This window comes from Flectobacillus rivi (genome assembly GCF_030056655.1).
In the GTDB taxonomy this organism is placed as follows: Bacteria; Bacteroidota; Bacteroidia; order Cytophagales; family Spirosomataceae; genus Flectobacillus; species Flectobacillus rivi.
The window spans coordinates 346,352-359,455 of sequence record NZ_JASHIE010000004.1 but is presented as its reverse complement, the minus strand read 5'-3'; the positions used below and the strand labels follow the sequence as shown (position 1 = coordinate 359,455).

Genomic DNA, 13,104 nt, shown 5'->3' with positions numbered 1-13,104 from the left:
TATTAGCTTAAAATAAAATTAGAATAACGCTAAATCGGCGAAAAATGTACAAAACTAATGGGGGAAAACGTTCTTTTAATAGTCTAAATACCAAAAATGAATATAAAATAAGTATTTGTTATCCATTCGGTTAGGTTTGAGACTATGGTAATGGTATGCTGAAAAGTAGTACCATAACTATTACTAAATAACAAAACTCTAACCTCAACTAAGCCTTATTTAGTTCATTTTCAAAGTATTGGATAATTGGAACATTTAAAGATTTAATTTTGTTAATGTTGTGTTAATTATCTTGCAAAGATAAGTTTTTGTAGTAAGTTTGTTACAAGAAATTTTTGCTAAGTTGTTAATCTGTCCAGTTTGTCTTAGAAAAAGACAATTCAATGCATTATTAATAGCATACTGGCAACAATTTGAAAACCTAGCAAAATTCACTGATTGCTGATAAATATTAATAAATTATTTGTTTTATTGACAATACTCCTACAATCTAAAATTCAAACAGCTATGAGCCTTCAGCATTCAATAAAGCACCTTTCAGCTATAGCGTTGATAGGTTTAGTTTGGGGTTGTAATACCTCCAAACAAGCAATTGTTTCAAAAAGCTCAAGTGGTGAAGTTTACGACGACTTGTACGCTTCGACAAGTGACGTAAGACCCACTACTTTGGGTGGGCGCATATACAATGAGCAAGGTTACGACGAATCAACCTATCAAGCTCCAGTATATCGCAATGGTAGTTCTACTAACAATTCGGCAGAGGGTACCAATGAATATTATTCTCAGAATTGGTTAAACTCTCGTTCTGTTTATCAAAACCAAGACGACTATTCTGCTGGCTATAATAATGGCTACAGTAATGGTTTTGCTAATGGTTTAAACAACGGATATGGCAATTATGGTCTAAATAACTGGTATTCAAATCCAGCCATTTCATTCGGACTTGGATATAGTCGTTGGTCTCCTTTTGGTTATTCAACTATGGGATACTACGATCCATTGTATTCTAATTTCTATGATCCATATTGGGGCTGGTCAAGTAGTCGTTGGATGTACGGTAACTCATTTGGTTATGGATACAGTCCTTATGGCTATGGAGGTTTTTATGATCCTTATGGTTATGGATATTCATCGTTGGCTTATGGTGGCTATTATGGAGGTTACTACGGCGGCTATTACAACAACTACAATAGCTATGTAGGTTCTGTTATTGGCGCTGAGACTCCAGCTAAGTATCGTTCAAGACCAGCTTATGCAGCTTCGGCATATAACTCGGATTTCAACAATAATAGAGGAGCAGCCTATAATCGTGGTAGTCGTACCAATGCAGATTATTCAAATACCAACTCAGACTATTATTCACGTCCGAGAAGAGATGGTAGCAGTGCTAACTACAACTCGGGTACTACTACGAACTCTTCAAGAAGTGCTAACAGTAGCTATTCTAACGGTCGCAACAATTCTTGGGATTGGTCTTCCAACAATAATAATAGCAGAACAACCAACACGAATACCAATTCGACTTGGAACAATTCTTCAAGTGGAAGTTCATCAAGCGGTAGCTCAGGTGGCGGAGGCGGCGGAGGTCGTTCACGTGGTCCAAGATAATATTAACAAATGATTAACACTCGAAGCCTCGCAGAGTTGTACTTTGTGAGGCTTTTTTACGTTAAATTAGCAACAAAGTCCGTTAGACTACCTCTGAATGATGAGGGGTAATTCTTCTAGAACTGTCCTTATTGTAAAGAATATGATTTTAAACCGTAAGAATAACATGAAAGATATTCGTAAAGTATTACTTGCGTCTCTACTTATGAGTTCGATAAGCGCTAGTTTTGCACAAGATAATAATTATGATGCACTGTCGAGACTCTTTTCACAAACAGCACCAAGCGGTTCTGCTCGATTTCAAGCATTAGGAGGTAACCATTCGGCTTTGGGAGCAGATATCTCTTCCAATTCAAGTAACCCTGCTGGTCTGGGTTTTTATACTCGCTCTGAATTTTCTATTTCACCATCCTTCCAAATCAATTCAAACGCTAGTAGTTATATCGACACCAAGAAAACTAACGCTAATACCGATAATTTTAACATAGCCAATATTGGGATTGTATTTGGTGGACAAGAGCCAAGATATAAAGATAGCTGGAGAGGTAGTTGGTCGATTTCTTATAATAGACAAAGCTCATTATACAACAAGGTGAGTTTTGCAGGACGTAATCTTCAGAGTTCACTAATGGATAGTTTTGGAGAAATTACAAACCGAGATATTAAAGACAATGGTTTAAGCTTACAAGATTTTAAGGATGGTTTGACCAATGATGCACCTAATTTTTACTACCAATCAGATATGTACTATTGGTCATTTTTGATTAATCCAAATGGGACTAGCTCTGACCCATTTGTTGGCGCAGAAGGAGGAAAGTCAGTTGACCAGCGATATGATTTTCAAGCATCTGGTAGAACAAGCCAGTGGACGATTGGGTATGGAGGAACTGCCAATGAGAAGTTCTATATTGGTTTCTCTTTGGGATTACCTAGCTTTAGATACGAAACTCAAACTGATTTTAGTGAGAATATCGTAAACTATGATGCCATTCGTTCGTTTGCGTTTTCTAAGTATCTAACTACAACAGGACAAGGTATTAACTTAACGGTTGGAACGATTATTAAACCTACCAATAATTTCCGTATTGGAGCTACTATTACTACGCCAACTTGGTATTCGATAGATGAAACTACATCATCCACGCTGAATGTCGATGTTGACCCAAGTAAAATGGGAGGGATTAAGCTATCTTCTGATGTAATATCAGGAGGGAATACGATAGGTAGCAAATTAGTTTCTTTGGGCTATGGCATTAATACCACTGGAGGAACTTCATATATCACACGTATTCCTAAATTATCTACTCAGCCAGTGAGTTCAAATTATGAGTTGAGAACTCCGTTCAAAGCTAGTGGAGGAGTTGCCTATTTCTTTGGTAAAAAAGGCTTTCTATCGGCAGATGTTGAATATGTAGCTTATAAAGGCATGAAATTAAGTACGAATATGAACGATGCTTATTTCAAAGGAGATTTAGATTATTACACTAAGTCGATTCAGAATACATATAAAAATGTCTTGAATATAAAAGTGGGTGGAGAATATCGTATGGGCTTATTTGCAGCACGTGGAGGCTTTGCTTATTATCAAAACCCTTACAATTCAAATTTTGACAACGATGCAGTCAACCGTGCAATGATGGTGTATTCAGCAGGTGTTGGTATCAAAACAGGAACATTCTACGTAGATTTGACAGGCTTGTATGGTAAAACACAACAAGCATATAACCCTTATGTGTTGAATGATTCATCTTTATATGCAACAGCCATTATGGACCAAAGCTGGATCAGAGGCGTGTTGACATTTGGGGTGTATTTCTAAGAAATAAAATCATTAAAAAAGGGTCTCCAGTAAATCTGGAGACCCTTTTTTTGTTTACGATTGTTTTTCCTTTATTTCATCCAACAACCAAAGTAATTGCTGTACTTCTATGCTTCCGTCTATTTTAATGTCGGCTCTCATATAAAAGGGAAGGCGAGTTTCATGACGCTTTTTAATGTCCTCAAGTAAAGCTTGATTATTACTACTCTTATTAATGAGAGGTCGATTATTGGCATCAGATAGTTTGATGCGTTTGAATAAATCTTCAGGCTGTACATTGAGAAAGACACTGATACCATTTGCTTTGATAAAATCCATATTATCAAAAAAACATGGAACTCCACCGCCAGTAGCAATGACCAATTTTTGATTAGGAGAAAACTGCTTTAAAATTTTACTTTCTACTTCTCTAAAATGGTTTTCCCCATTCCATTTAAAAATTTCAGGAATAGTTTGATTTTCAAGGCGTTCAATCAACTCATCCATATCTACAAATTTATATCCTATGGCTTTGGCTAATTGTCTTCCAAGGGTACTTTTCCCTGAAGACGGCATTCCTACTAAAAATATATTTTTCATATTGGTTAACATCGAATGGCCTTTGGGCAAAAGCTATTGCAATTTTGATAAAACTTCTTCTTTATCAGGCGTTGCCTTATTAGACCACTTGCCTCTTACAGTACCATCCTGCAACAACCAGATTACAGGGTTGGCACGAGCAATGGTTTTTAAAACTTTAACATCAGCATTTAATACTGTAACATTTAACTGATTTTGTTTGATAAAATTTTGAGCAGCATCATCTGTCGAAGCGGTTACAAACCAAACTGTTACATCAGATCCTTTGAGTCCTTGAATCAACTGCTTAATATCATCAATATGCCCTAAATTCGCTTTTTCAACAAATGGACTCACAATCATTAACTTCTTTCCAACAAAACTTTCTGCTTTGTAATCAATAGAATCACCTGTTCTGTAAAGGTTATAATCTGTAATACGGGCTTTGGCAGCATCCTCATTCAACTGAATCATCTGTTTGAATTTCCAAGTTGTATCTGTTGGATACTCCATAAATTCTTGCTCTTTGCCATCTTTCTCCATGATATACTTAAATTTAGGAGCTTCGGCAGGCTTCATGTTGTTCTGGATATTCTCACCAATAGCATAAGGAAGTCCATCATTTACTGGCAAATAATTGACAGCGTATGTGCCTAGTGCCAAACAAAATACTAAAGAGGCAGCTACTACCCAACCTGTTTTTTTGTCAGCAAAAATATGACGTTGCCACAATATAATTAGGATAAAAAACATCAAAACCATGTCCTTGATAAATGATGTCCAAGGTTTTAGTTTGATGGCTTCTCCGAAACAACCACAATCGGTTACTTTGTTGAAATAAGCAGAATAAAAAGTCAAAAATCCAAAGAAAACAACTGTGGCCAACAATATCCAAGAGGCACTTTTGAGTTTGTACTGAACCAGTAAGCATACGCCTAATACCAACTCTAGTGTACACAAGAAAATAGATACATATAATGCTAAAGGTACCCAGAAATGCCAAAAGCCAGCCATCCAAGGAAAATCAGTTGCGAATACATCGAAGTATTCTTCGAGCTTAATTTCAGTACCAATAGGGTCGTTGAGCTTGATGAGTCCTGAGAAAATAAATATTACACCAACAAAGATTCGGGAAAAATGTGCGAGAAATTTCATGATAGATAAAAAAGGGATTCTTGTATGTATTAGGGCTAAAATGTGAAATGTTAGATCGGATAGAAAACTTTAAAACAACCAAAAATATGCCATTTTTGAAAGTATAGCTAAATATACAAGTATTCAACCAAAATACATTTCAATTATTTTCTAGATGAAAGAACAAAATTAAGACAGCTCATTACATAAAACTGTTAATGAACTGTTAAAATGGAAATGAAAATGAGAAGATTATCGAGTTTTAAATGGATGATCGTTAATAGTCTTGTTTTGTAGAAATATTAAAATCACTTTCAAATTATCAAATCTTCACATTTTCAAATTCAAATTCAAATTCAAAGAAACTACTGTTGCTGTTGTTGCTGTTGCGCCATACCCATTTGAATAAGACAAAAAACGGCATAATTCAACATATCTTGATAGTTGGCTTCAACACCTTCCGAGACAAGGGTTTGACCTTGATTATCTTCAATTTGTTTCGTTCTGAAGATTTTCATCAATATTAAATCTGTCATCGAGCTTACACGCATATCGCGCCACGCCTCACCATAATCGTGATTTTTGTTTAATAACAAATTCAAGGTTTTAGTTACTTGTTCATCGTACAAATCACCTAATTCTTGCTCAGAGAACTCCATTTGTGATGAATTATCCAACTGCTTTTGAATCATCGCGATAATACAATAGTTGATGATGCCGATAAATTCACCTTCAATACCATCATCAATTTTCTGAACACCTTTTTCTTGAATAGAACGAATACGTTGTGCTTTAATAAAAATCTGGTCTGTCAGACTAGGCAAACGCAGAATACGCCAAGAGGTGCCATAATCTTTATTTTTTTTCTGGAAAAGCTCTCTACAAATCGTAATTATTTGACGATACTCAAATTCTGTTTTTGTCATTTTGGAAAAATCTGTTGCTAAATATCTGCCATTTATTGAATCTAAGCTGGATACAGATGGGTTATCTATGTGAAATGTTTTTGCAAAAATACCTCATTCAGTTCAAAATTCTAATAATATTCTTTGAATCAGTTCTAGAATCTAGTTTAAGGATATCATTGTGTGCCAAGTTTAGATTTGCTTTTATCTTTGCACCATTAACTTTTATATGTGCGTATGACTACTTTAATTAATTGCCGTGGCAAACTTATAGATCTTGCTCAACCTCGTGTCATGGGGATTTTGAATATTACTCCTGATTCTTTTTTTGAAAGAAGTCGTGTGCATACCGAGGAGGAAATACTAAAACAAGCAGAGAAAATGCTCTCTTCAGGAGCAACTTTTCTGGATTTGGGAGGACATTCTACTCGTCCAGGAGCAATGCCTGTGTCGGAGGAGGAAGAAATCAAAAGAGTTTTACCTGCCACCGAAGTTATCCTAAAACATTTTCCAGAGGCATTAATTTCTATTGATACTTTTCGGTCGAATGTCGCCAAAGCTTGTGTCGAAGCAGGAGCAGTGATCGTCAACGACGTATCAGGTGGTTTGTTGGACGATAAAATGTATGAAACCGTAGCCAGTTTTGGCGATGTGCCCTACATCCTTATGCACATGCGTGGAACCATCGAAACTATGACGCAGTTGACGCATTATAATAATCTAGTGTTGGATGTTTTGGATGACTTACAACAAAAAGTTGCCAAATTAAGAGCATTCAACCAACGTGATATTATCTTAGATTTGGGTTTTGGTTTTGCCAAAAACCTTGATCAAAATTATGAATTGCTCAATCACTTAGCAGATTTTGAGGTGATGAATTTGCCAATGTTAGTTGGTGTTTCAAGAAAATCTATGATTTGGCGAAAATTGGATATTTTGGCTTCTGAGGCGCTCAACGGAACTACGGCGCTCAATGCTGTCGCTTTGATGAAAGGAGCAAATATCCTAAGAGTTCACGACGTAAAAGAGGCAATAGAGACAATTCGATTAGTTGAGGCTGTTAATGCGAAGTAAGAATCTTCTATTAAAAGCAATAAAACTATTTGTTTAGTTTTGTAATTAAAAATTTAGTTATAAATTCGAAGGGTAAATATCATAAACCTTATTACCCTTCGAATTACTATGAAGAAACTCCTATTACTCCCTCTTTTTATTCTTCTATTTCATACCTTGACTATTGGTCAAAGTGGCGCAAATTCTTGGCAAGATTTGATTGCTAAAGGTCAATATGCTAAGGCCATTCAGTTTTTATCAGCTAAAGAAGATACACTTTCTCAAAATAATTTAATGACCTTGGCTTTTTGTCATCAAAAGTTAGGGCATCTTCCTCAGGCCAAAAAGTATTATTTACAGCTATTGGAAAAAAATCCTGAATCTCAAGAACTCTTGATGAGCTTGGCTGGCATTTCAGACCGAGAATTAAATGCTTCTCAATCCTTAGTGTATTACCAAAAATTGGCATCACTTGATACAACGAATCATTTTTATTTGAAGGAAGTGGCAAGAAATATGGTAAAGCAAAGAAAAATTGAAGAAGGAATTGCTTTACTTGAAAAAGCTGTAAAATTAGATTCTTCTGATATCGATGCATTGGCAGATGTTTCCAATCTTCTGCTCAATGAGATGCACGAGGAGCAAGCAATTATATATATTAAAAAAGGGATGAGGCTAGATAGCAATTCAATCAAGTTACGACAATTGCGTGCTAGATATGCCTATCGGAACTTCGATTATGAACAAGTACGAAAGGATTTGAAGTACACCCTTTCAAACGGTGATTCTACTGTTTTGTATCAGCGATTATTGGCAACTTCCTATTTTTATTTGGATAGTTTGGCTCAGTCCATATTTCTCTTCAATCGTCTGATAGAAAGGGGGGATGATAATGAATTGGTTCGTGCGGGCTTAGGATATGCTTTACTCGCTACAACAGATCAAAATATGATTATCAAAGGAACACAAAGTATGTTTACCGCAATTAAGCTTGGAACTTCAGAAAAGATTTCAGATTATCGGATGTCCATTGCCGACGCTAACGTTCGATTGAAAGAATATAACTGGGCAGCAAAAGAGTACAAACATATCATAGATACTTATCAACGCCCTAAAGCCATATTTAAACTAGCAGAACTGTATGAAAAGCATCTAAAGGATGCTGAATTAAGTAAAATCTTTTACCAAGAATACGCTAGAACTTGTCAGCTAGAAAAAAGTAAGAAGAATATAGATTGTTCAAATCTAAATGTAGCCTTACAAAAACTCAACCTAGCGCCAATGCCCAAAATCTATGCACAGGATGTGAAAGGAATCAAAGCTGATTCATTAAGAATCGATACTACAGATTCATTGCAGGTGGAGGATCATTAGTATTTTAGTGGTAAAGTGAACAGGCACAAAGGCACAAAGTGTATGATATTTCAGTGGCAAAGTGAAAAGATACAAAAGCGCAACGTGTAGGTAACTTCAGTGAAAAGTTAATAGGCACAAAGTGTACAATATTTTCACTCTGTGCCTTTGTGCCTGTTCACTACTTATTAACTCTCTTATGCTTAAACCTCCTATGCGACCAGAGCCAGTCGGATGGGTTTTCTTGAATAGATTTTTCCAAAGTTCTTGCATATATCTCTGTGATTTCACCCATCTGATATTGCTCATAAGGTCGTTCTACCAATAGCGAATAATTGATTACATATCTTCCACGACGCTTACGAACCATTTCTCCATAAAGAATCGGATAGTTGAAACTACGAGCCATTTTCTCGGTACCTAAAAAGAAATCAGTTTCTTGGTGTAAAAAGGTAGTCCAATAAGCCAAATCAGGTGTTTCAGCAGCTTGGTCTGAGATAATCCCTACTATACGAGGTTGGCCTTTCTTTTTTACCATCTCACGAAAAGTTTGCTTCATCGGAATGGGCGTAATATTAAAACGAGAACGGATGGTGTACATCAGTTTGTCAAAAAACGGACTTGAAAGTGGTTTGTAAATCACATCGATAAGTACGCCTGTTTGCGTTGTTCTTGGCGGTACAAGTTCCCAGCAATTGATATGACTCGACATAATTAGCATCACCTCATTATTACGCAAGCATTCATCAATCACTTCTTGTCCATTGATCTCCACCATTTTCTCTAAGTCTTTTACCGAAATTGTGAGTAATTTTAGGGACTCAACAATCACATCGCACAAGTTATGATAAAAAGCCTTGGCAAGTAGTTCATGTTCTTTAGCTGTTTTTTCTGGAAAAGAATTTTGTAAATTTATTAGAACTACCTTTCTACGATACTTAATTAAGTAGTAGGTTACAAAAAATAGGAAATCCGAAAAACCATACAAAAGCGGCATAGGAAGCCTAGAAAGCATTCTAAAAAATAACATATAAGAGAGTTGATAAAAATCAGATTACTACTGAATTATGGTAGTGTATTTATTTTAATAATATTCGAAACACTCAATATTTTAGAATAACAAATTCCAAATAAACATTGGTAAATTCTGCGAAAAAAGATTTTTTAACTTAAAAAATCGGCAAAAAGTTGCTTAATATTTGAAAAATTACCCCAAATTCATTATTTTAGATAAATGATTATTGATTTACATTATCTGCCAAGCCTAGAGTATTTTGCTTGCATATTGCAACATGACACTATTCAGATTGAGGCTTACGAACATTACGAAAAGCAAAGTTACCGAAATCGTTGTAAAATACTTGCTTCAAATAAAATTGATGTACTTTCTGTTCCAGTACAGAATGGAAACTCAAAAATTCTGGTGAAAGACATTAAAGTAGAATATCATCAAGACTGGGTACGTCGTCATTGGGGAGCTATTTATTCGGCTTACGGAAAAGCACCATTTTTTGAATACTATGCAGACTATTTTGCAAAAATATTTGAAAAGAAACCTGACTTTTTGTTCGATTTGAATATGGAGTTGCTGACAATTTGTCTTAAACTTTTGAAAGTCGAAAAAAATATTATATTTACGAATGAATACGAAAAAGTAGCTCAAAACGATTACAGAGGGCAAATACATCCGAAAAGGTCTTACAGCCAAAATAATATTTATGAGCCAGTAGAGTATCGGCAGAATTTTGGCAGTGATTTTGAGCCAAACTTATCAATCCTCGACTTATTGTTTTGTCAGGGAAATCAAGCCAGAAAGATACTTGAGCAATCAACTCTCAAATGAACAAACTTGGCGAATTTAGTGTTATTTAGGTAGTTTGAAAGTCTCAGTTGTCATTGCTTTTAAACTATGAACCAGAAAAACAGAAACTCTTTCGCATGGAGGCAAAATTTTCAAACAGAGTTAAGGAGGTAATCTCTCTAGCCCGCGAAGAAGCGATCAGGTTAGGACATGATTACATAGGCACGGAACACCTCGTTTTGGGTATGATTCGTGAAGGCGAAGGAATTGCACTCGAATTAATCAAGAAGTGTGGGGTAAATCTCGAAGACCTACGTATTACCATCGAAAAAGCTACTCAAGGAGTGGCTCGCTCTAATTACACCATTAAAAACAAACAGGATATCCCTTTGTCTCGTCAAGCAGAGAAAGTCCTTCGTGTGACTTACCTAGAAGCACGTATATTTAAAACAAATCTCGTTGGAACTGAGCACCTGTTGATGGCGATTCTCAGAGATGAGGATAACTTGGCTCGCCAAATTTTGGAGAAGTTCCAAATTAACTATGATATGATTAAGGACATGGTCGAATATCAATCTAACCCAAATATCAAATCGGGGCCGTCTGATACAGACGATAACGATGATGACGCAAGATCTTTTGCGAGTGGCTCGGGCATGGGTAGTGGTGCAACGGCTAATAAAGGAGCAGAGAAATCTAAAACTCCAGTATTGGACAACTTCGGTCGTGACCTTACCAAAATTGCAGAAGCTGGAAAATTAGACCCAATTGTAGGTCGTGAAAAAGAAATTGAACGTGTAGCTCAAATCTTGTCTCGCCGTAAGAAAAATAATCCAATTTTGATTGGTGAGCCAGGGGTAGGTAAAACGGCTATCGCTGAAGGTTTGGCACTACGTATTGTTCAGAAAAAAGTATCTCGTGTACTGTTTGGCAAGCGTGTCGTAACCCTCGATTTGGCTTCTTTAGTAGCTGGTACAAAATACCGTGGTCAGTTCGAAGAACGTATGAAAGCGGTAATGAACGAACTAGAAAAGTCTCCAGATGTAATCTTATTCATCGATGAGCTTCATACGATTGTAGGAGCTGGTGGTGCGTCGGGTTCTTTGGATGCTTCGAATATGTTCAAGCCAGCTTTAGCTCGTGGCGATATCCAAGTTATCGGGGCAACCACTTTAGATGAATATCGTCAATATATCGAGAAAGACGGTGCTTTGGCTCGTCGTTTCCAAACAGTAATGGTAGATGCTACAACTGTGGAAGAAACTATCGAGATTTTGAACAACATCAAGGATAAATACGAGGATCACCACCACGTAACTTATACTCCAGAAGCTATTGAACAAGCGGTTAAGCTGTCAGAACGATATATTTCTGACCGTTTCTTGCCAGACAAAGCAATCGATGTATTAGACGAAGTAGGTGCTCGCGTACATATTTCTAATATCACAGTTCCTGATGATATCGTGCAATTGGAAGGTGCTATTGAAAATATCAAGAAGGAGAAAAACGCTGTAGTTAAATCTCAGAAATACGAGGAGGCTGCTCAATTGCGCGACCGTGAAAAACGTTTGTTAGAGCAATTAGATAAAGCTAAACGTGACTGGGAAGAAGATACAAAACGTCGTCGTTACACAGTTGCTGAAGAGAGTGTAGCAGAGGTAATTGCACAAATGACTGGTATTCCAGTAAGTCGTGTTGCCGCTACTGAAGGTCAGAAATTGTTGAATATGAACGAGGAGTTGAAAGGCAAAGTGATTGGTCAAGACCAAGCTATTGTGAAGTTGGTAAAAGCAATTCAACGTACTCGTGTAGGTTTGAAAGATCCGAAAAAACCAATTGGTTCATTCATTTTCTTAGGCCCTACAGGTGTTGGTAAAACTGAGTTGGCTAAAGTATTGGCTGGATACCTTTTCGACAAAGAAGACGCTCTTATTCGTATTGATATGAGTGAGTACATGGAGAAATTCAGTGTATCGCGCCTAATCGGAGCACCTCCAGGATACGTTGGTTATGAAGAAGGTGGTCAATTGACTGAGAAAATTCGTCGTAAGCCATACGCAGTTGTATTATTAGATGAAATCGAAAAAGCTCACCCAGATGTGTTCAACTTGTTGTTGCAAGTATTGGATGATGGTATCTTAACAGATGGTTTGGGTCGCAGAGTAGACTTCCGTAATACAATCATCATCATGACGTCAAATATTGGTGCTCGTGATTTAAAAGACTTTGGAACAGGTATTGGTTTCTCAACAAAATCTAAAGCTGATAGCTTAGACGAAACAGTAAAAGGAACTATCCAAAATGCTTTGAGAAAAGCGTTTTCTCCAGAGTTCTTAAACCGTTTGGACGATGTAATTGTGTTCAATTCACTTGAACGTGAACATATCCACTCGATTATCGACTTGATGTTGAAAAAATTGTTTACAAGAATTTCAGCATTGGGTTATACAGTAGAGTTGACTGAAAAAGCGAAAGATTTCTTAGCTGAGAAGGGATATGACCAACAATATGGTGCTCGTCCATTGAATCGTGCTATCCAACGTTATTTGGAGGATCCGGTAGCTGAAGAAATTCTGAAAGGTGATTTAGCTGAAGGTGATGTTATCTTGGCTGATTACTCAGGAGAAGGAGACTCATTAACACTGACTCGTACTTCTGCCGCAGCTCCTGCTACAGAAGAGTAGAATAAATGAAATAGTTAAAAGAGCTTGGTGAAAACCAAGCTCTTTTTTTATGGATATTGATATGAGTATTTTCAATGGAGAGATTATTGCACTTTACAGCTGGAGATGCAATGCTTTGCGCCTAAAGATTGACAATTAAATAATAGTAACATTTTTATAGGTACTAAAAAAAGGCGTTCGAAATAACTT

General features: G+C 36.5%; 10 protein-coding genes. 6 read left to right on the top strand and 4 right to left on the bottom strand.

What is annotated here, in order from left to right; translation table 11 throughout:
- Positions 1 to 507 precede the first annotated feature (507 nt).
- Positions 508 to 1,608: a hypothetical protein gene (locus tag QM481_RS07515; RefSeq protein ID WP_283381288.1), complete on the top strand. Its 1,101-nt coding sequence runs from the start codon at positions 508 to 510 to the stop codon at positions 1,606 to 1,608.
- Between the two features lie 166 nt (positions 1,609 to 1,774).
- Positions 1,775 to 3,427 (top strand): hypothetical protein, encoded by a 1,653-nt coding sequence (locus QM481_RS07510; RefSeq protein WP_283381287.1) that lies wholly within the window; start codon positions 1,775 to 1,777, stop codon positions 3,425 to 3,427.
- Positions 3,428 to 3,481: 54 nt separating this feature from the next.
- Here the strand turns inward: QM481_RS07510 and QM481_RS07505 are convergent, their stop codons facing one another.
- From QM481_RS07505 to QM481_RS07495, 3 genes are all read right to left on the bottom strand, one after another.
- Positions 3,482 to 4,006, bottom strand: a complete 525-nt coding sequence (locus QM481_RS07505; protein ID WP_283381286.1) for a shikimate kinase — start codon at positions 4,004 to 4,006, stop codon at positions 3,482 to 3,484.
- Between the two features lie 33 nt (positions 4,007 to 4,039).
- Complete coding sequence (locus QM481_RS07500) at positions 4,040 to 5,140, bottom strand: BT_3928 family protein (protein WP_283381285.1); 1,101 nt, start codon at positions 5,138 to 5,140, stop codon at positions 4,040 to 4,042.
- A gap of 344 nt (positions 5,141 to 5,484) precedes the next feature.
- Positions 5,485 to 6,045 (bottom strand): DUF1599 domain-containing protein, encoded by a 561-nt coding sequence (locus QM481_RS07495; protein WP_166549055.1) that lies wholly within the window; start codon positions 6,043 to 6,045, stop codon positions 5,485 to 5,487.
- A 216-nt stretch (positions 6,046 to 6,261) separates the two neighbouring features.
- Here QM481_RS07495 and folP point away from each other — a divergent pair, with 216 nt between their 5' ends.
- Together folP and QM481_RS07485 are read left to right on the top strand one after the other, a co-directional pair.
- Positions 6,262 to 7,098, top strand: coding sequence for a dihydropteroate synthase (folP, locus tag QM481_RS07490; RefSeq protein ID WP_283381284.1), 837 nt, complete (start codon positions 6,262 to 6,264; stop codon positions 7,096 to 7,098).
- A 108-nt stretch (positions 7,099 to 7,206) separates the two neighbouring features.
- Complete coding sequence (locus QM481_RS07485) at positions 7,207 to 8,451, top strand: tetratricopeptide repeat protein (RefSeq protein WP_283381283.1); 1,245 nt, start codon at positions 7,207 to 7,209, stop codon at positions 8,449 to 8,451.
- A gap of 160 nt (positions 8,452 to 8,611) precedes the next feature.
- Here the strand turns inward: QM481_RS07485 and QM481_RS07480 are convergent, their stop codons facing one another.
- The gene (locus QM481_RS07480; RefSeq protein WP_283381282.1) at positions 8,612 to 9,460 is read right to left on the bottom strand and encodes a lysophospholipid acyltransferase family protein; all 849 of its coding nucleotides are present in this window, start codon (positions 9,458 to 9,460) and stop codon (positions 8,612 to 8,614) included.
- A 204-nt stretch (positions 9,461 to 9,664) separates the two neighbouring features.
- Between QM481_RS07480 and QM481_RS07475 the strand changes: the two genes are divergently transcribed.
- Entirely contained in the window at positions 9,665 to 10,273 is a 609-nt protein-coding gene (locus tag QM481_RS07475; protein WP_166549051.1) for a WbqC family protein, read from the top strand.
- A 95-nt stretch (positions 10,274 to 10,368) separates the two neighbouring features.
- On the top strand, positions 10,369 to 12,915 hold the full coding sequence (locus QM481_RS07470) for an ATP-dependent Clp protease ATP-binding subunit (RefSeq protein ID WP_166549050.1): 2,547 nt from the start codon (positions 10,369 to 10,371) through the stop codon (positions 12,913 to 12,915).
- Positions 12,916 to 13,104 lie beyond the last annotated feature (189 nt).